This is a genomic window from Mediterraneibacter flintii (genome assembly GCF_055387595.1).
Genome location: NZ_AP031405.1, coordinates 2,631,604 through 2,651,281 on the forward strand (window position 1 = coordinate 2,631,604; position 19,678 = coordinate 2,651,281).

Here is a 19,678-nt window from a genome sequence, read left to right on the forward strand (position 1 = left end):
TTTTATGTCCTCCTTGTTTGTTGTCAAAGCCAGTATAACAAAACGGCTATAATGTCCGACATCGAATCCTGTGACATTATAGCTGTTTCATGTGACAATTTTGTAATATATACCTTATCGGGCGAAGCCCCCTCCCGAAGGGAATGTATTACGGTGTGCCCTTTAGGGTATACCTTGTCGGGCGAAGCCCGCCCTCCCGAAGGGAATGCATTACGGTGTGCCCTTTAGGGTATACCTTGTCGGGCGAAGCCCGCCCTCCCGAAGGGAATGCATTACGGTGTGCCCTTTAGGGTATACCTTGTCGGGCGAAGCCCGCCCTCCCGAAGGGAATGCATTACGGTGTGCCCTTTAGGGTATACCTTGTCGGGCAAAGCCCGCCAGCCAAAATAGGCACAAAATGCGGGATGCCCGAAGGTATACTTTTTATGATTTTACCTATTTTATTCTGCCTGAAACGGATAAGAATTCAAATCAATCGTAAATCGGCTTCCTTTTCCCGCTACTGAGGAAACACTAAGAGAATGTCCCAATTTTTCTGACGCTTTTTTTACAAGATATAGTCCGATTCCAGTAGACTTCTTATCCATACGTCCATTATAGCCCGTATATCCCTTCTCAAAAATCCGCGGAACATCCTCCGGCGCAATCCCGATTCCGGTATCTTCAACCGTCAGATGCTTTCTGTCATCCACTGTGATGCGCACCTCTCCTTTTGCGGTATACTTTACCGCATTGGATAAAAGCTGTTCCAAAATAAATGACAGCCATTTTTCATCTGTCAGGGCACGTTCGTCTGTCCCACTGTACACAAGCCGTATTTTCTTGCGTATAAACTGTCCAGCATATTTGCGGATGGCTTTTCTTATAATTGTATCCAGCGCATATTCCTGCAGCACAAGATCGGAGGCGTCTTTTCCAAGCCTGGCATAACAAAGCGCCATATCCACATACTGCTCAATACGGAATAATTCTGAACGCATTTCCTGGTTTTCTTTTGTATCCTCTCTCTGCGTGAGAACGCGGAGCACCGCTATAGGCGCCTTTATCTGATGTACCCAAGTGGCATAATAGTCCTGCATATCCTTCTGCGCTTCCACCTGATTTTCTTCGCTTACGCGCCGGTTCTTTTCCATGCGCCCTGCAAGTGCCTGATATTCTCTTTCCAGCGGGCTTTGCACGTCTGGGAGCTGCTCTGTCACATCCTCCTCTTCCCATGCCAGCATTTTCAGTATTTCCCGTTTTCTTTTATAACGGAGATAACCTGGTATTAAAAATAAAAGGCTTACTGCCCCGCTAAGCATTCCCGGATATACGACTGCCCGTATGTCAATCCTATATAGCACAAATACTGCCGCAAAACATAAGAAACAGCCCAATGCCCATACGACAGTATACCGGTGCTCATACAGATAATCAAAAAACATCTCTTATCTCCCTGTCACTTCTATAATATATCCTTCCCCAACTCTGGTTGCAATAAAGTCATTTAGTCCTGCTGCTTCCAGCTTACGACGCAGACGGGCAATATTGACTGTCAGCGTGTTCTCCTCAATATAGTCATCCGTCTCCCATAATTTCGTCATCAGCGTGTCTCGGCTTACCAGTCGCCCTTTTTGTTCCAGCAATGTTTGAAGAATCTTAAATTCATTTTTCGTCAGATTGATTTTCTTTCCATTGTACACAAAGGTCGTGTCATACAGATTCAGCATAGCTCCTCTGTGCTCTAAAACCGGTACTTTTCCAGACAAATCATATGTCCGTCGGAGCACTGCCTGTACTTTCGCCACGAGCACATTCAAATCAAACGGTTTTGCTATGAAATCGTCTCCACCCATGTTCATTGCCATGACAATATTCATATTATCTGCCGCGGACGAGATAAAAATAACCGGCACGTTGGAAATTTTCCTGATTTCACCGCACCAGTAATAACCATTATAAAATGGCAATGTAATATCCAAAAGAATCAAATGTGGATCAAACTCTGCAAAATGTGCCGGCACATTCTGGAAATCCTCCACATATTCCGCCTCATTTCCCCACACTGTCATTTCCCTTTGAATGGCCTGCGCCATCGCCAGGTCATCCTCTATAATCAGAATTCTATACATCTGTTATCCTGCCTTAATTTAATATCTGTATTGCTGTATCTAGATCGCCGCCAATCGAGAAACCTGTCTTTTCATAAAAGCCACTCAAAAGCGCCTCATACTGTTCTCTGCTGGCATACCCGTCCGGAAGCTTTGCATATCCAAGGGGAGCCTTCACCATAGTCACACGCTTTTTGTTAAGCTGCTCTAAAATCTCATTCATACAGACTGTCCCATAGCCTTTTCCTCTTAAGTTTTTGTCAATCAAGTAAAAATCCAGAATCTCCGCTTTAAATTTACTCTCCAAATGATAATGCAGGCAGAAAATCAGCGTACTTTCCTCATATACACTGATCGTCTCCCCTTTATACTTAAACTCCAATATATGTGCACTTTTATCTGCCAGCATAACCCCTCTAAAATATTCATTTCTAATATACAACGGTACTGCCATCCTACCCGCCCCTTATCTTTCCTGTAGTTTCTGCTGCCTGAAAGCATTGCAGCCTGCTGTTCCTTTTTTAAGTTTACCACGTAAGGGTAAGAAACACAATCCAATTCAAGGAAACCTATAATTCAAAGGTATCAGTTCAGCCATACAATGTGCGGGAAGCATAAAACATGCTTGCATGTTTTTGCGAGCGTACATCTGTATGAGATGAGCGCCTATCAATGAGTAAAACGGTGGCGGCAGCCACGATAAGCACGCAGTGCGGTTTTACGAATGGCGCGGGCTGAACTGCCTTAAAAACCTCAAATGTGAAATCCGCCTCTTTGCCGCCGGATGAAAAGCAGTGAAAAAAACTATCAGCACAACCTTCTTTCTGTCATGCTGATAGTTTTTATCAAAAAAGTTCTTTTAGGCTGTCTAGAAAAGGAAGATCACTTTCTTTCACTTCAATAGTCAGTGTGTTTCTTTCTCCGTTCGTCTCTGTTACCTCTACATTTATCTTTGTCCCTCTTTTTACCTCTCCTCCAAAGCTTTCCTTTAGGAACTTAAAAAGCTCCGGATGATTCTCTAGAAATGCCTTTCTCTCACTTAATACTTTCATTACCGTCACTGGATTTATCATCTGTCTTTATCCTCTCTATTCCTGCTCTTTGCTTCCCATCGTCTCACTTACTAGCCGTTTCGCCTCTTCTATTGTTGCCTGATCCGGCTCAATTACATACAATTCTTGTCCCGGCATAGAATACGTTTGTGCGTACATACTGGTTCCACTTACTGTATAAGAGGTAATATTCCACTGCGCCATATCGGAAAGCTGCATCCTTACAAGCGCAGCAATTTGATCCTGCGGCATATTTGTCTCAAAGCTTCCTGCCACCGCATCCATGACAGAACTGTAATTTGCAAGCAGGGAGGAGGACGCACATTTCTGTATCACTGCACGTATGACCTCCATTTGATTTTTTGCCCTCTGGTAATCTCCGTCCTCAAAGCTGTACCTCTCCCTGGCAAATGCCAGCGCCTCGATTCCCGAAAGCTGGTTGTACCCCTGGTGATACTCTTTGATTGGCTCCACAGTAAAATCATAATCCGAGTAGACTTCGATTCCTCCCAGTGCGTCAATGATGTCCATAAATCCAGTAAAATTAATACGCAGATAATAATTGATGTCCACTCCATACAGCCTTTCTAAAGCGTCTATAGATGCATCCACCCCGTAAATCCCTGCATGGGTCAGCTTATCCTTTGCTCCTCCCGTCACAGAATATTCCACATAATAGTCACGGGGCGTAGAAAGTAGCAGAATATTTTTTGTCTCTGTATTTACCACAGCAAGGATATTCACATCACTTCTAGAACGTGCCGACACTCCTCCATAGGTATCAATCCCGCTTAAATACATGATAAAGGTATCCGGTACATTGTCCGGCACTGCCGCTGTCTCTTCCTCTTCTGCTTCATGTGCCACATTCGTAATTTCCCGCAAGTCGGTTCCCGCCCATTCATAGCCTTCCACATCCGCGATAATTCCCAGATACGCGCTGTTTAAAATAATCGCACCCAGCTTTCCTTCCTTCAAATCATCTGCCATGTCAAACACATTGTCATATTCCTGTGTATCCAGTGTATTTCCCAGAGTTTCCTCCAGCTCCTTCACCGTCTTGTCCGTATTCTTTCTGTCAATGGTCGTGCTGATTCCAAAAGAGTAATCCGCCGCGTCCTCGATACTCTGTGCCGGATCTTCCTTCATCACATATACAGACACTATATCTGTCTGCTTATCCGCAGTGGCGACATCCTGAAGCGTTACATTCGTTTTATGGATATAGTAACACCCAAAAATACACCCCGCTGCCAGCAGTACACACAGTATATCCGCCACAATTGAAAGGATAAATTTTTCCTGCATGATGGCAAATATGACCCCAAAGATAGCAAATACCGCCGCTGCGATCACCATGTAAGTTACCGGAAACATGTGTAAGTCTGCGCAGAAGGTAAGGAAGGCAATCGCACAGAGAGCATAGAAGGCTATGAAAAAATAGCCTATTAACTTATACCGTATCCGTTTTGTTCGTTGATTTTTCATCATAGGTTAATCCCTTCTTAATATGAATTGATCTGTGTATCTCTTCCTATTCATCATAATAGTCAATAAATAATCCCTTTAATCCAACCGGATTTATAGATACAATTTCTATATCTGAATAAAATTCATCTATATATTCCTTAAATTCATGCCACATTTCTATCATATACGTGTTGTCAAAAGTTATTTCTGACTCATAAAAAAAACCGGAAGTACAATCACATCCTACTATATATATTTTACGCGGATGGCAGTGTAATATAAATTGTAATGCACAAAAAATAATGCCGTCTGCCTTCAGAGGTTCATTTTCTATATCCAGTGCAATTTTATTCTGATAAAGATCGTATATATAATACGTTTTTGCATTTCCATCAATAATATAATATTTAGGACATCTTCTAACATGTTTAGCGCACTCTGTATTTCTGCAACTCTGTATCCTTTTATCCGGTATGATCCCAAAAAACTTAGTACAAGATTCCTTTCTATAATTTAATATTGCATGTTTCTTCTCTGCATCCATATAAAAATCTTGACAAAATAAATAATTAAATTGTACCTGGGGCAATAGACACGCATTATTTACGCCAACATACACTGCGTCTTTTATCTTTTTATGACGCTTTGCAGTAGGGCCTGCTCCCATTAGAACTACCGTTTTTCCCTTAAAACAGTTTCTATACCCTTGGAAAGATTTTTTATGAATTCTTTGACATTGAATCATATTTTTTAGATTACTTGTCTCATAATATACAGCATCAATGCTTTGTTGTATTTCTGCAAAATTCACCCTATTTACTTCATCATTCATAGGCCTGTCCTAACATAATTTCTTTTTATTTTCTAACATATTACATAGCTCAAAAGCACGGTCTATCGCCTGATCCATATTATAATACTTATACTCAGCAAGCCTTCCACAGATATAAAAGTTGTCAAGAGAATCCGTAATTCTACGGTATTTCAAATATTGTGTTTTATTTTCATCTGTAGGAACCGGATAATATGGTTCCAACTCCTCACTGTCGTTTACTGGAAGAGGATATTCAAGAGCAATTGTAGTTTTATCTTTTTTCTGTTGCGGTGGAAGCTTTTTATATTCCGTAATTCTTGTATATCCTGGTTCCTGTGGATATGCTACAACTGGAGTTTTCTGGTAGCTGTCTATTCCCAATGTTTTCCATTCAAATCTCAGTGAACGATAAGGCAACTTTCCATATTTATAGCCAAATAATTCGTCCAAAGGTCCTGTATAAACTACAGGAATCGCTCCATGTCCCTCAGTATAAATTTTTCCTTTGTCTATATAAAGCTTCTCTGCAGCATTTATACCGCACTTTATTGTTATATTAGGATGCTTTAAAATTTTTTGTACAAATTTAGTAAACCCGCCTTCTGGCATTGCCTGGAAACTATCATCAAAATATCCTGTCTTATAAGAAAATAAAACCGGTACTCGCTGTAATACACTAATGTCTATCTCGTCCGGTGAAATCCCCCATTGTTTTGCTGTATATAATCGGTAGTCATTATCATATAAAAATTTCGCATATTCTTTTACAACTGCATCTGTGCTATTCAGCATTTGAACAATCGTAGCCTTATCAAGAGAGCCATATTCTAAAGCTATATGCTTTTTAATCATTTCTGCCTTTTTTGCTGAAAAAAATGTATCTATTGTAGAAAAATTAAACGGAGAAGGGGTATACTTTCCGTTCATATATACAGAACATTCCAGATAAAAACTATTCCATGGGCACCATCTTTTCACATACTCTTCTACGCGTTTTATACTTGTATGAAATATATGAGGCCCATATTTTTGAACCATAATTCCATTCTTATCATAATAGTCATAGATATTACCAGCTATGTGTCTACGTTTTTCATACATGAGTACTTTCGCATTCTTTTGCTCCGCCAGATAACGCCCGACAACAGCTCCGCTTAAGCCTGTTCCCACCACTAAATAATCATACATTTCATACACTCCGTTTTCTAAAATATGCTATTGTCTTTTCTATCCCTGTTTCAAATGTAACCGCTGGACAGTATCCTGTATCTTTCTGCAATTCTCGGATGTCCACTATGGAATTATCGATTCTTTCTGTTTTATATGGTATTTTCCCAATTCCTAATATTGCTTCAGAATCTATTGATTGCTTCACCATAATAATATATTCCTTCAGCATTCTTGCTTGCCCGCTACCAATCTGGTACATCTTTCCCGCTATTCCTTTTCTGGCTATCAACAGCAATGCACTAATTACATCATCAATATATACATAATCCCACATTTGTTCCAATTTTGTATATTGTGTCTCTTGATGATAAAGTAATGCTTTAATTGTATAAGAAAGAATATTGTCATCTTCTCTTCCCGGACCGTAAATACTAGAAATCACAGTCCAGTTTAGAGAAACATCTTTATATAACCGCGTAAAAAAGTCACAATATATATGAACACTTGCCTTGGTGGCACTGTAAAAGTCACTCGGTATAGGCATTTGGTCGCTACTGATTTTTTTACAATATGCATATTCACTTACAGAACCTGTTATAATAACTTTTTTGCACCTATGTCTTCTTGCAATCTGCATAATATTGAGAGCATAATTAATATTTTTCATCTGAATATGAAATTCATTTTTGTAAGAAGTACTTACTCCCTCCCATGCCAAGTGGAAAATTACGTCAAACTTGACGTCCTTAATTTGGTGTTCTATTTCTTCCACATCATTTAAGTTACCTATAACCGGAATTAAGTGATTATTCTTTGGTATCCTTTCTATTTCATTTTTCATAACTAATGCATATATTTCTACTTCTGCTTCTAAAAGTCTGTTTATCAAATTTTTTCCTATAAACCCAGATGCTCCGGTAATAAAAACTTTTTTCATATTTACTGCTCTCCTGAAGTTTCATTCAAATATGATAGGATTTGTTTAGCCATTATATCTTTTACATCATTTCCATCTAAATAAGCCTGTCCCCATTCTACACTTTTTCTGACAGCCTCATTCACATGCCATTTAGGTTTCCACTTTAAAACCTTTTTTATATGTGAACAGTCTAATTTTAAAAATGATGCCTCGTGGGGAGCATTTTTTTCAGAAATGTTTTCCCAGGAAGCCCCTTTTCCCCAGGAACGGCAAAAAAGTTCTACTAGTTCTCCAGTTGTTACACAATCTTCATCCTCAGGACCTATATTATAGCTTCCTTCATATCGGCTTTTATCTTTATATTGTGCTTCTGCCAGTTTTAGATATGCACATATTGGCTCTAATACGTGCTGATAGGGCCGAACTGAATATGGATTGCGCACCATAATTTTATTTCCTTGTTCCATTGCACGTATACAATCTGGTATAATGCGATCTTTTGAAAAATCTCCTCCACCGATTACATTACCTGCACGGCAAGTTGATACCGCAACTTGTCTGTTGTAGAAAAAAGCTCGTTTATAGGAGCTCGTTACTAGCTCTGAACAGGATTTTGAATTAGAATAGGGATCATATCCGTCTAATATTTCATTTTCACGATATCCCCACTCCCATTCATTATTTTTATATACTTTATCAGTTGTCACATTTACAAAAGATTTTACACTATCATGTCTACGTATTGCCTCCAGAATATTAACTGTTCCAACTACATTTGTCTCATAAGTATAAACTGGATTTATATAACTTTCTCTGACAAGAGGCTGTGCCGCCATGTGTATTACAATTTCTGGCTTATATCTGTCAAACGTTTCATCCAGCACACTTAAATTGCGAATGTCCCCTATAATAGAAGTCATATCCTTTTCTATGTTTGCTATCTCAAACAAATTAGGAGTCTTTTCTGGCAACAGACTATATCCAATCACATCCGCCCCCTGCATTTTCAACAACATACACATCCAACTACCTTTAAATCCAGTATGTCCTGTTACCAATATCTTCTTCCCTCTGTAAAAACTCAAGTTCATTTATCCCACACTTTCCAAGGTGCCTCATCTTTTTCCAGCAATTCCTCTAATAACATTTTATCTCGCATTGTATCCATACATTGCCAAAACCCATCATACTTATACGCCTGAAGCTGTCCTTCTGCTGATAACCGTTCCAACGGTTCTCTTTCAAATGTAGTAAAATCTCCCTCAATATAATTAAATATCTCTGGTTCCAGCACCATGTATCCGCCATTAATCCAGCCACCGTCTTCTTTTCTCTTTTCAGCAAAATGACTTACTACATTATCCTTCCCGATAGATAAAGTACCAAAACGACCCCCTGGCAAAATAGCCGTCATTGTTGCAAGTTTTCCACCCTTTTTGTGATACGCAGTTAAATCTAAAATATTCAAGTCACATACCCCGTCGCCATAGGTAAGCATAAAGGTTTCATTACCAATATAATCTCTTATTCTTCTTATTCTTCCTCCTGTCATTGTATTTAACCCTGTATCCACAATTGTGACTTTCCAAGGTTCTGCTACATTACTGTGAATCTTCTTCTCATTTTGGTGCAAAAAATCAAATGTAATATCTGAACGATGTAAATAATAATTAGCAAAGTATTCTTTGATAACTTGTTGTTTATATCCTGCACATATAATAAACTCATTAAAACCATAATAAGCATACTCTTTCATAATGTGCCATAAAATCGGCTGTCCACCTATCTCAATCATTGGTTTTGGCTTTAAATGAGATTCTTCGCTAATTCGCGTTCCAAATCCCCCTGCCAATATTACTACTTTCATCTCTATCCTCCCATTGCATTTTTTCTTTCTGTTTTTCTTATATTTTATATTGACTTCCCTTCTATTAAGTTTACAGAAGCCTGTAACTTTTCTATTTTTTCCGACAAACCATCAAATTCTTTTTTTAAATATTCTCGTTCTAATTTATTTATTGAATTCTTCATATTTATAATTTCCCGTTTCATCTGCTGATATGAATTCTCTGTATTTTTTATCTCCTCTTTGATAGTTTTCACCTGCAATTGATAATTAACTGTACTTTCATATAAAGCAATATATTTTTTATCATAATGTTTTTGCAAAAACGTTCCAATTTCAGATAACTTTTCAGCTTCTGGAAAATAATACCATGGCAGACTTAATAAATTAAAAACGTTGTATATATTATTTTTCAATTTGTTGTCTATTTTTATTGCTCCAATATTAGGGACACATCTTTTATTTACGTGTAATCTTTCTGTCGGATGCTTTGACGGAAAATAAACTGGCTCATATGTTTCCGGAATATATTTTTCGCCGTTTATTGCACTCATTAATAAACAATTTGTTATCGATCTTTGCATTTCTATGGCTAGTGTATGCATAGCTGTATCATGCAAAACCAGTACCGCATTCTCACTCATATATGGGTAAACCATCAGAAAATCGAGTAGTTCTCCAGGATTCATATGACGGGTATCTAATAATACAAAATCAAACTTTTTATCAAAAGTATCCATATATTCGTATGCTAGTCCACCAGTATATGTCTTCCATTTATCTGTAGATCCTATTTTCCTCTTGGCAAAATAACCCGTTTTTAAGCTTTTGTCTCGGTAATACAGATTACAGCAGTCTATAGAATATAAAACAGCATCTTTTTGATTTTTTATCGCTTCAAGTAGCAGTAATGAGGAACCGCCTGCTGCAATTCCTATCTCCAGCAGGTTTTTAGGATTAAATTTTTTAATTATATAGAATAAAAATTCTGCTTCTGTAGGCGACATTTCTAAAATTTCTTTAAATTCGTTGTCCTGTAATAACTGCTGACATTCTGTATAACCTGTACATTTTGTAATCGTCAGTCCGTCCATTTTTTCTTCCTTTAAAATTACCACTTTCCTGATTTTATAATATATCTATGATATATCTTGCTTATGAAGTTACGCCTGCGCGAATTATATGGAAACAGTCTAACATTCAGCTTTTTTATGTCTTCTGAACTCTCATCTACACTGTCTGTATATGCCGCAACAGTTTGTATTTTTTCTATCTCCTTCTCATGCTTTTGAATTGCTTTTCCAGTTTCTCCTTTAATCAATCTTAACAAGACTACTTCATATAACGGAGCTTTTCTCGCATATTTCCAAAAATAGCGTGCCATGTCTACATCCGGAGTATCCCAAGGCTTTACAGAACCTGGCCAGTGCATAATATATGGATCTTTTCTTGCTTCTAAATATTCCAGATATCTTTCACGAGGTGCATTTTCAATGGTATATTTTTTTCTGGAATAATTATAAGAATTTACATTCCATCTAATATCAATAAATTTAATCTCGCCATCCAGCAAAAGATTCATGCAATCTTGCTCTTGAACATGATATACTTTTTCCTGGAAAAATTTCATAAATTTTTGACATTCATATTTTTCCCGAATTTTTGAGTAGTTCTGCACCATAACCCCTGTATTGATATAGTCAAATGGATTGCTTAAAACACACTCATTAAAATAGTATTCTTGTTCCGTCTTATTCGCTCCATTTAGAAAACCTGCAATTACAATATCTCTGGTTGCTGCAACGCAATACTCTTCCAAATCCGTACTGTATAATTTTGCAATATCTCTATTTACTACTAAGTCCGTGTCTAAAACTACCATCTTTTCATAATTTGTTAATACAAATGGAGCGATAGTTCTATAAAAAATATCTTTTGTAATTCTTTCACTCACGTTGAGCTTATATTTGAATAAATGTCGTTTCAAGTCTACTGGACGTATTTCTAAATTAGAAATATTCTCACACATTTCCTTCAGTATTTTTTTACTTTCATCCGACAGACTGCTTTGCATAACCAAAATATCATAATTATAATATGGCGACATATTCTCTATAATGGACCAAATACAGGTAACTGTATATGGCATATAATATTCACTAGAGACCAACAGTATAGAAATATTATTTTCTGAAAAGGCCGGGCAAATACTTTCTTCCTTAGAGGTATGAATAAAATTCACCAAATTTGCCTCTTTTAAATTATATTTCCCTGTCTGCATCATAAAATATAAATAGCTTTCAATTAGTAAATAGCCTATTTGTTCGAGGTTCACGTTCAGAAGGATACTGGATGTCTTACCTGAGTATTTTCTTGATAAAACATTTAATATGTTGAATACCCATTCTGCTAATTCGTCAAATATATCGTTCCGCAATATAAAACTATAACCATTTATCCAATTATTCCCATTAAAGTATTCTTCTACGGTTCCATATATATTGGGATATAACATTTTGACTATTTTCATGCATTCCTGAATTGTCTGCTTATCCACATTTTGGTTTCTATCTAGAAATAAATGTCTCCTTGCAATCTCTTTACACAGTGCTGCTGCTTCTTTTTTGTAGTTGATTATTCCATCCGCTTTCTTAATGGCATGTTGGTATAATTCCTCATTGTTCAAGCAGTATTTTTCTACAGCCTCTTGATTCAAATACATATAATTTTCTACTGGAGCATGTGACTTTTCTGAAAAAGTAAAGTATTGCGAATCGAGGTATACACCTTTATACTCTGCATCTACATTTTTCCAGGTATAATGGAAAACACACAAATAACCATATCGGTAATAATACTCTTTTAAATCTAGATTGTTTTCGTATATATCAACTGGAATTTTTTTATACATCTCAGATTCTACAGCAAATTCCAAAATTTCTTTCTTTTCTGGAATAGTTATCTTTAAATTATTCATAATTTTTCCCTCTATTTATTTCACTAAATGGAATATATCTTTCGTTCGTAATAAACCGTAAATCTACTTCTTTCCCATATTTTTTTAAAACCTGTAGCACTCCTGTATTAACAGCTTTGTAAATTTTTCTACTGTTAATATTGTCCATATCTGGATTTATATAATTACTATCCTTGTCCATACTATACCCATCAACCCCTGCAATATAAATTCTCTTAACTTTTGATATAATTAATAACCTTATCAACATTAAAACTGCATTGTCACGAACGCAATCTGTCTCATTTAACAAATTTTTATATCCCACTTCAATAGCAGATTCCGCACATTCAACATTCGTGGTAACAATCCATTTCCCTTTAAATTTTTTGTCGAGCTCTTTATATCTGCGTACATTGCTTACAAATATAAAATCTGTATCGTAATACTCATATGCAAAATTTACGCTTATCGACACAAAGTCCTTTTTTTTCGCCCATTCAATTACTGTTTCCTTTTCTTCCTTTACAGACTTTCCCGGAGCAATAATTACAATTTCTTTTCCTTTTAATAAATATTCCAGCGTAAATAGCCCCTCACGCCCAGCCTTCCTATCTAAATACTGAAAATATAAAGACTCTATATATTTTTCATCGTAATTATTTTTCTTTTCCTCGTCCATCAGATAAAACACATCATTTATGTTTTCGACTGTCAATGTCTTTCTATCATCTAAATAACTAGCATAATTAGGATGGCTGTTGTGCTTTGCCGACAAATAATTGGGAAGTGAATATCCCCAAGGAGTCTGCCTATAAAAATGACTTAATACACTGTCTATAATCCTGAGCAGAGGTTCTAGCCTGTATGCCTTCCCAAAATTCTCATTTAAATATTCTGTTATCAATTCCGTATTTAAATTTCCGGCTCCCCGCCCCATTCCATATACACTTGAGTCTATAATCAAACTATGAATAGAATGTACTTCCAACAATGCCTGCGCGTTTGAGTATGCAAGCTGCATATTATTATGTGCATGGTACCCTATTAATATATCTTTATCCAAGTTATTCTCTACCAGATAAAAAAGACGAATTAAATTATTCTTTTTCATTACTCCAAAACTATCCACTATATAAAAAGCATACGGTTTTACTTCATTTGCACAGTGAATCAATTTTAAAAATTCTTCGTCCGTATAATTCATTGAAACCATAGGCTGTATAAATACTTTGTAACCCTTTTCCTTTATTTGGGCACACCATTCAATTGCTTCTTTAACGTCTTTTTTATGGAATGCCACTCTAATCCCATCAATAGATGTACCATCGTACACAGGTAAGGTAGATATATCGAATTGTCCATAATTTACCATTGCAAGATAGAGTTTCGTATTATCTTTTTTCCCAATATATGGAATAATCTGTTCTATATTCTCAAAATTTGTTGCATTATCATCGTATTGAAAATTATTTTTAAGAAAACCACATTCTATAAAATCGATCTTAGCGGAAACGAGGCTGCCAATAATCTTTTTTATGTTTCCTTTTCCAAATTTCCATTCGTTACAATATCCGCCGTCACGTAATGTACAATCTAAAATAAATGAACTTTTTATTTTTAAATTTTCCATACTCTAAATCTCTACCTCCTCTAGGTATTCTTCTGTATAATGGTCTTCAAAAATCCCTCTTAATCCGACTGGATTCAAAGAAATAATTTTTATGTCGGGGTATAATTCATCAATATATATTTTAAATTCTTTCCATATCTTCACCATCCATGAATTGTCAAATGTAATATCCGATTGATAAAAAAATCCAGAAGAACAGTCACAACCTACTATATAAATCTTTTCAGGATGACAATGCAGTATAAACTGCATTGCACTGAATGCAATTCCTCCTGGATGCAGAGGTTCCAGTTCAATGTCATATGCAATATTGCTCATTTGATAGTCGTATACATAATATTCTTCCGCTTTCGCCATATCTACTAAATACCGTGGTGCCCTCCTTACATGCTGAGCTCCTGGTGTCGTTCTACAATGTTCCATACGTCTGTCTGGAATCCTACCAAAAAATTTTTTGCATTTATCTCCTCTATATAGAGCAATATTCTTTCTTTTTTCTTCATCCATATAAAAATCCTGGCAAAACAGATAATCAAACTTGACATTTTCAAGTGCACACGCGTTATTTACTCCTACATAGATAGCTTCTTGTATAGGCTGATGGTACTTTACTGTCGGTCCTGAAGCCACAAGAACAACAGTCCGTCCTAACATAGAGTTTTTATACGGCCCAAAAGTTTGTTTATGTAGTTCCTGACACTGAATCAATGTTTTTACGTTACTAGTCTCAGCATAAATTTTATTTAATTTATTATGCATCTGACCAATTGATTTTAGTACATTTTGTATTTCATTCCTCTGTTCGTTTACGATATTTTCTAGATTTTTCAGCTGTTTATCCTGTTCATAGTTCCAGCCACTTAAATTTTTTCTTTTTAAAATCCGAAGCCCCAAAAAATAGTAGCACTTTTGGTACCTATCTGAAAAAGTACTCCATATTCCCATAAAATACTTTCTTTTTACAGCCCCATCTTTACTATCCTCTCTTTTATATACAGGAATTCCAAATATTTTTCTGGAGCTTCTAACACCTTCTATCATTTCTTTTGTATATATAAAGCCCATAGTTTCTCTCCTTTGTTCCCCTAATTTCCCTGCATATTTTTCACCATTTTATTTACTTTCTTTAAATCATTTAATGTATCTACCGCGACTGTGTCCGAATCGACTTCAATAAATTTTACGCGATATTTATTTTCAATGAACCTCAGTATCTCTATATCTTCAATCGCTTCTATTTTTCCTTTTCCATATTTTTCGCCATACTCACAATAAAATTTAAGTGCCTCTGGCCTAAATCCATATACACATACCTGCTTATAATACGAATAATCAATAGCACCTTTTGGATATGGTGCTGCGCTTCGTGTCAAATATACGCCTTCATTTTCTCTATTGGTTATAACTTTGGGTACTGTAAAATTTACTACATCTACAGGATCTATAATCTGCGTCATAAGATTAGAAACCAAAAGACTGTCATCCTCAAAAAATGGTAAAATTGCTTTTCTTATATTCTCCGGCTCTATAAGCGGTTCATCGCCCTGAATATTGACATATAAATCTGCTTTTATTTTCCGCGCCACTTCTCCTACACGATCTGTCCCTGTCAGATGTCTATCTGACGTCATTACCACATTTATATTATTTGCTTCACAGGCTTCTCTTATACGTTCATCATCTGTAGCTACATAAACTTGATCAAATTCTTTTACTTTTATGCACTGGGTATACACCCACCAAATCATTGGTTTACCACAAATATCTGCCAACGGTTTGCCCGGAAATCGTGAAGATTTATATCTTGCAGGAATCACACCTATTATTTTCATTACTTATTCCTCCTATCACTCAATATTTGTACTGTCCATAAGGCTTTCCATTTCTTTCATAAATTGCCTATTTACATCATTTTCTACGTTAAGCAATGGTGCATATGCGTCTCGTCCCCCAATTTTAAAAATTTTATTTTCTTTCTTTTGAACCTTGTCATACAAAGTAACAAAATCTAGAATTCCTTTCTGTATATCTTCTATCTCTCTTTTATTTCTACTTTCCTTTTTTAGCTCACATTTCCATTCTCCTTTCTCATCAAAATAAAATCCTTTTAGACTCCCATGAGGAGCATCCAACAGCATCTCCCAATAAAGATTATGTCCTTTTCCTGGATCGTGAAACTTCCACAAATCCCTATTTTCTCTTTGAGAATATAAATAACTTACGAGCTTTTCCATCTGAAGAAAGGCCTCTCCTACATCTGGTTCGGTATTATGGCAGGTATTCGTTCCTGCAATGATTCCTATTATCTTACAATTCATTTTCCAAAGTTTATTTACAATATAATCTAAACTAAGTGCTCCACTCCCTGCCCAGCCAATATCTACCGCAACAACTTTATTACAACATTTCAAAATCTCTTCAAAATACTGTTTTCCCGCTTTAAGCTGTTCTTTATAATGTTCCAGTACATAATCCCAATTTTTTAATAGGAACTGTTTTACCTTATCTACATTTTTTTCAGTTAAATTAGTCTGCGGTAACAGTTGACACTCTGTACATAATGTTTTCAGCATGTCATCAAGCTCCATTGATTTCATTATTTCTTCCAATGTATATTCCTGATTTACTTTGTGATACAGAAACCGTCTAAAATAATCATACTTAAAATATTCTGCTGCCATCTTTACCGCAGCCAAACGTGACCAATATACATACTGCACACTCTCTGCTTCATTAGGATATAATTTTTCATATGCCTTCATTAGGATATAACCGTCTCGAGCAAGGAACAGAATCTTATCTATCTGATGTGTTTTTCTATACTCATGGATAAACTGACAATATCCTGTTACAAACAATCCACCATAAATAAACCCATATTCATATTCCCTTGTATATTCATAAAGTCCATTATGGATATGTGTATTTACAATTCCACGATAAATACTTCCTATAATAACAGACATATCCTCTGCTCTATATTGTGCTCCTGCTACATTTACATTTACATAATGGACAGTATCTAATCCCTGCTTTTGTGCATTTTCTATATCTGCTATATAGTTATCTCCTATGTGGATAAAAGAGAGTTTCTTACTTTCTAAATCTTGTCTATTTATCTGATTCTCTATCGTGTTTTTATTCCAACGGTATTCTTCTTGTTTTTTAACCTCTTTATACAGACTCCCTTCACTTTTCGACTTACCCACATCACAGGAAACGTAATACGCATCAAACTGTTCATATCCGCAGCTTTCCAGCAATGCCTTTATCTGTTCTGCATTAAGATACATATCTGATGTAATGATTATTCTTTTATGACTATTTCTGAGTATTTCTACTACTCTGCGCATGTACGGATTTGCAAAACAGTATGTTTTTTCCATTTCTATTTCCCGCTTCATTGCTATCTTCTTATCAATTCCCGCTTCCCTTGAAAATAAATCATAGATTTCTGACAAGTTTACTTCATAGTGATTTTCCTTTTCGTATTTTTCTTCTCTTGCTCTTAATTCCATCTCTATACGGATTCTTCTAAAGTCCATATATCCTAGCTCTTCCCCCAGAATATAAAATAAATCTGCTGGTTCAGAAAAGGGACGTAAAATCAATGTGTCAAACACGTCAAAGGACACAACATCATACTGCTCAAGTCTTCTTGCCAACATTTCAGGGCTTTCTCGTTTTGACAGCGACGATTCACTCCCTTTACTATATAAATGTTTAGCTTCGTAATACGGATATTTTTCTAAAACGTTTAGTTTTTTGTACCGGAATACATGATATATAAGGTTCAGCCAAAACAGATACAACCACGCTCCTATTCTTCCCACTCCTTTTGTACTGTTCCGTCTCCGTTTATATCTTTCCCGTATGCCCGGCACCTTGTTTACAAGGAGCATATAAATCCAGTCTATCTTTCTTGTGCTGTTCATTGTCACCGTTCCTTTTTCAATTTAATTCTTGGTCTTATCCTCGATATCTGTTCTTATACTGTTGTCATCATTCTTGATTCATTTTTTCATATACCTCACATACTTCCTCCGGTGTACCGAATGCGCGCAATCTTCCTTTTTCTATCCACACTGCCTTTGTACAGTTACTTTTTATGACTGAAGTAGAGTGAGATACAATCAGTACAGTGGAACCTCCATTCATCATCTCCTTAATCCTTGCCGAACTCTTCTTCTGGAAAAACATATCCCCTACACTTAGTACTTCATCTAAAATCAGTATTTCCGGCGTATCTCGGATAGTAGCAATGGCAAATCCCAGTCTAGATACCATACCAGAAGAATAATTTCTTACTTTCTCTTCCATAAATCCTTCCAACTCTGCAAATTTTACTATGTCTTCATATTTCTCATCTATAAATTCTTTTGTATACCCGATAATAGCTCCATTAAGATAAACATTTTCCCGTCCGGTCAGTTCAAAGTCAAATCCCGTCCCCAAAGTCAATAGTTGTATCTTGTTCTTGTCTACTATAACCTGTCCCTTTGTCGGAACCAACACGCCAGATATAATCTTTAAAATGGTACTTTTTCCTGAACCATTTGTTCCTATTATTCCTACTACCTCCCCTTTATACACAGTAAAACTTACATCATCCAGAGCTTTAAACAGCTCATAACTTCTCTGTCTTTTAATTGTTCGGATTAATAATTCCTTAATGCTGGTAGCCTCATCCTTTTCCCGTTTAAAGATCATCGTAACGTGCTGCACATCTATTTCTATTTCACTAGTTTTATTTAAGACTTCTTTCTGTCTATCGTTTTCTCTAACCTTTTTTAGAAGATCCGCTTTCTGATAGGCTATTCTCTTTGCCCTATATCTGCGTCTGTTTCTTCTCTTTCGTTCAGAAATACGTATTAGTAGAAAGAGTAATACTGCTAATATAAAAAACAGTCCCGCCAAAATAAGGAACACTATTCTCTGTATATCGTTGCCACCTTCCTCTTTTTCCTCTCTGAGCACCTCAACTTCTTGGTGCCTTGTCTTTTCTTCTTTCGTCGTTCCTTCTCCTGATAGATTCTGCACCCTGTTTACTGTAAGCGTATAAACTGCACGCTTTCCTTCCTCATTCATTGTCGCAATCCGTATTCTGTTTTCTCCTATAACCAGTGACGTATCCGATATTTCCACTGTAGTTGTATCTGAGTCTGTAACTGCCGTAACTTCTACCTTCTCAATATTTTCTGCCACATCTAAGGTATATGACAAAATATCTGGTTGAAACCCTTCAATTATCTTTCCATTAACTAACAGGGAATTTAATGCACACCCCTCTTCCAACGGTACTGTTATAGGAACAGATGTTGATGCTACAGCAGCCGTCTCGCCAGATTCATACTGTACAATTACATTTTCAATAGTAATGGCAGTAGTTCCTGAACAAAGTGGGACGAAATACAGCATCTGGCTTACTTCTATACTTTCTTCTCCTACGATTTCTACTTTTATTCTTCCCTCTTCCTCCAGTTCTCCTCCAGAACTATACTGCAAGATTTCCGGATCATAGGTTACTATCATCTCCATGTAATAGATAGGAGTATCAGAGGAAACATATACACCTATCGGAGATTCTATACCCTGCGTCCATTCATAAGAAGCAGAACCGAAACTAGAGGTCTCTTCTGCCGCCTCTGTTGGTATAATTCCAACGGCAAGACTACTTATGATACTCATTCCTATGATCAGAATCCTTTTTATATTTCTGCCCATAAAT

Annotated in this window: 17 protein-coding genes; all 17 read right to left on the minus strand. The window is 36.4% G+C overall.

Annotation, left to right across the window (positions count from 1 at the left end):
- Positions 1 to 440: 440 nt before the first annotated feature.
- Positions 441 to 1,424: a sensor histidine kinase gene (locus tag ACZ5C4_RS12470; protein ID WP_464521279.1), complete on the minus strand. Its 984-nt coding sequence runs from the start codon at positions 1,422 to 1,424 to the stop codon at positions 441 to 443.
- Positions 1,425 to 1,427: 3 nt separating this feature from the next.
- A complete protein-coding gene (locus ACZ5C4_RS12475) occupies positions 1,428 to 2,111 on the minus strand; it encodes a response regulator transcription factor (RefSeq protein WP_186874021.1) in 684 nt (227 codons plus the stop codon).
- A 13-nt stretch (positions 2,112 to 2,124) separates the two neighbouring features.
- Complete coding sequence (locus ACZ5C4_RS12480; protein ID WP_464521280.1) at positions 2,125 to 2,544, minus strand: GNAT family protein; 420 nt, start codon at positions 2,542 to 2,544, stop codon at positions 2,125 to 2,127.
- Positions 2,545 to 2,935: 391 nt separating this feature from the next.
- Positions 2,936 to 3,163 (minus strand): hypothetical protein, encoded by a 228-nt coding sequence (locus tag ACZ5C4_RS12485; RefSeq protein ID WP_464521281.1) that lies wholly within the window; start codon positions 3,161 to 3,163, stop codon positions 2,936 to 2,938.
- A 15-nt stretch (positions 3,164 to 3,178) separates the two neighbouring features.
- Positions 3,179 to 4,633, minus strand: coding sequence for an LCP family protein (locus ACZ5C4_RS12490; protein ID WP_464521282.1), 1,455 nt, complete (start codon positions 4,631 to 4,633; stop codon positions 3,179 to 3,181).
- A gap of 43 nt (positions 4,634 to 4,676) precedes the next feature.
- Complete coding sequence (locus ACZ5C4_RS12495; RefSeq protein ID WP_464521283.1) at positions 4,677 to 5,444, minus strand: hypothetical protein; 768 nt, start codon at positions 5,442 to 5,444, stop codon at positions 4,677 to 4,679.
- A 9-nt stretch (positions 5,445 to 5,453) separates the two neighbouring features.
- A complete protein-coding gene (gene glf, locus ACZ5C4_RS12500) occupies positions 5,454 to 6,614 on the minus strand; it encodes a UDP-galactopyranose mutase (protein ID WP_464521284.1) in 1,161 nt (386 codons plus the stop codon).
- Between the two features lies 1 nt (position 6,615).
- Entirely contained in the window at positions 6,616 to 7,533 is a 918-nt protein-coding gene (locus ACZ5C4_RS12505; protein ID WP_464521285.1) for an NAD-dependent epimerase/dehydratase family protein, read from the minus strand.
- 2 nt (positions 7,534 to 7,535) lie between these two features.
- A complete protein-coding gene (gene rfbG / locus ACZ5C4_RS12510) occupies positions 7,536 to 8,606 on the minus strand; it encodes a CDP-glucose 4,6-dehydratase (RefSeq protein WP_464521286.1) in 1,071 nt (356 codons plus the stop codon).
- A complete protein-coding gene (gene rfbF / locus ACZ5C4_RS12515) occupies positions 8,603 to 9,382 on the minus strand; it encodes a glucose-1-phosphate cytidylyltransferase (RefSeq protein ID WP_464521287.1) in 780 nt (259 codons plus the stop codon). Before rfbF ends, rfbG begins: the two co-directional genes overlap by 4 nt.
- A 44-nt stretch (positions 9,383 to 9,426) precedes the next feature.
- Complete coding sequence (locus ACZ5C4_RS12520) at positions 9,427 to 10,455, minus strand: O-methyltransferase (RefSeq protein ID WP_464521288.1); 1,029 nt, start codon at positions 10,453 to 10,455, stop codon at positions 9,427 to 9,429.
- 17 nt (positions 10,456 to 10,472) lie between these two features.
- A complete protein-coding gene (locus ACZ5C4_RS12525; protein WP_464521289.1) occupies positions 10,473 to 12,338 on the minus strand; it encodes a glycosyltransferase in 1,866 nt (621 codons plus the stop codon).
- Positions 12,331 to 13,950, minus strand: a complete 1,620-nt coding sequence (locus ACZ5C4_RS12530; protein ID WP_464521290.1) for an aldolase catalytic domain-containing protein — start codon at positions 13,948 to 13,950, stop codon at positions 12,331 to 12,333. The genes ACZ5C4_RS12525 and ACZ5C4_RS12530 overlap by 8 nt, the downstream gene beginning before the upstream one ends.
- A gap of 3 nt (positions 13,951 to 13,953) precedes the next feature.
- Entirely contained in the window at positions 13,954 to 15,015 is a 1,062-nt protein-coding gene (locus ACZ5C4_RS12535) for a hypothetical protein (protein WP_464521291.1), read from the minus strand.
- A 20-nt stretch (positions 15,016 to 15,035) separates the two neighbouring features.
- Positions 15,036 to 15,782 (minus strand): 3-deoxy-manno-octulosonate cytidylyltransferase, encoded by a 747-nt coding sequence (locus ACZ5C4_RS12540; protein ID WP_464521292.1) that lies wholly within the window; start codon positions 15,780 to 15,782, stop codon positions 15,036 to 15,038.
- A gap of 15 nt (positions 15,783 to 15,797) precedes the next feature.
- A complete protein-coding gene (locus ACZ5C4_RS12545) occupies positions 15,798 to 17,885 on the minus strand; it encodes an HAD family hydrolase (protein WP_464521293.1) in 2,088 nt (695 codons plus the stop codon).
- 67 nt (positions 17,886 to 17,952) lie between these two features.
- Positions 17,953 to 19,674: an ATP-binding cassette domain-containing protein gene (locus ACZ5C4_RS12550; protein ID WP_464521294.1), complete on the minus strand. Its 1,722-nt coding sequence runs from the start codon at positions 19,672 to 19,674 to the stop codon at positions 17,953 to 17,955.
- Positions 19,675 to 19,678 lie beyond the last annotated feature (4 nt).

What these genes read in the sequence shown, in the direction of transcription:
- ACZ5C4_RS12525 (WP_464521289.1), bottom strand. Translation starts at nt 12,338, where the DNA reads ATGAATAATTTAAAGATAACTATTCCAGAAAAGAAAGAAATTTTGGAA.
- rfbG (WP_464521286.1), bottom strand. Translation starts at nt 8,606, where the DNA reads ATGAACTTGAGTTTTTACAGAGGGAAGAAGATATTGGTAACAGGACAT.
- glf (WP_464521284.1), bottom strand. Translation starts at nt 6,614, where the DNA reads ATGTATGATTATTTAGTGGTGGGAACAGGCTTAAGCGGAGCTGTTGTC.
- ACZ5C4_RS12545 (WP_464521293.1), bottom strand. Translation starts at nt 17,885, where the DNA reads ATGAACAGCACAAGAAAGATAGACTGGATTTATATGCTCCTTGTAAAC.
- ACZ5C4_RS12530 (WP_464521290.1), bottom strand. Translation starts at nt 13,950, where the DNA reads ATGGAAAATTTAAAAATAAAAAGTTCATTTATTTTAGATTGTACATTA.
- ACZ5C4_RS12480 (WP_464521280.1), bottom strand. Translation starts at nt 2,544, where the DNA reads ATGGCAGTACCGTTGTATATTAGAAATGAATATTTTAGAGGGGTTATG.
- rfbF (WP_464521287.1), bottom strand. Translation starts at nt 9,382, where the DNA reads ATGAAAGTAGTAATATTGGCAGGGGGATTTGGAACGCGAATTAGCGAA.
- ACZ5C4_RS12490 (WP_464521282.1), bottom strand. Translation starts at nt 4,633, where the DNA reads ATGATGAAAAATCAACGAACAAAACGGATACGGTATAAGTTAATAGGC.
- ACZ5C4_RS12485 (WP_464521281.1), bottom strand. Translation starts at nt 3,163, where the DNA reads ATGATAAATCCAGTGACGGTAATGAAAGTATTAAGTGAGAGAAAGGCA.
- ACZ5C4_RS12540 (WP_464521292.1), bottom strand. Translation starts at nt 15,782, where the DNA reads ATGAAAATAATAGGTGTGATTCCTGCAAGATATAAATCTTCACGATTT.
- ACZ5C4_RS12470 (WP_464521279.1), bottom strand. Translation starts at nt 1,424, where the DNA reads ATGTTTTTTGATTATCTGTATGAGCACCGGTATACTGTCGTATGGGCA.
- ACZ5C4_RS12505 (WP_464521285.1), bottom strand. Translation starts at nt 7,533, where the DNA reads ATGAAAAAAGTTTTTATTACCGGAGCATCTGGGTTTATAGGAAAAAAT.
- ACZ5C4_RS12535 (WP_464521291.1), bottom strand. Translation starts at nt 15,015, where the DNA reads ATGGGCTTTATATATACAAAAGAAATGATAGAAGGTGTTAGAAGCTCC.
- ACZ5C4_RS12520 (WP_464521288.1), bottom strand. Translation starts at nt 10,455, where the DNA reads ATGGACGGACTGACGATTACAAAATGTACAGGTTATACAGAATGTCAG.
- ACZ5C4_RS12550 (WP_464521294.1), bottom strand. Translation starts at nt 19,674, where the DNA reads ATGGGCAGAAATATAAAAAGGATTCTGATCATAGGAATGAGTATCATA.
- ACZ5C4_RS12475 (WP_186874021.1), bottom strand. Translation starts at nt 2,111, where the DNA reads ATGTATAGAATTCTGATTATAGAGGATGACCTGGCGATGGCGCAGGCC.
- ACZ5C4_RS12495 (WP_464521283.1), bottom strand. Translation starts at nt 5,444, where the DNA reads ATGAATGATGAAGTAAATAGGGTGAATTTTGCAGAAATACAACAAAGC.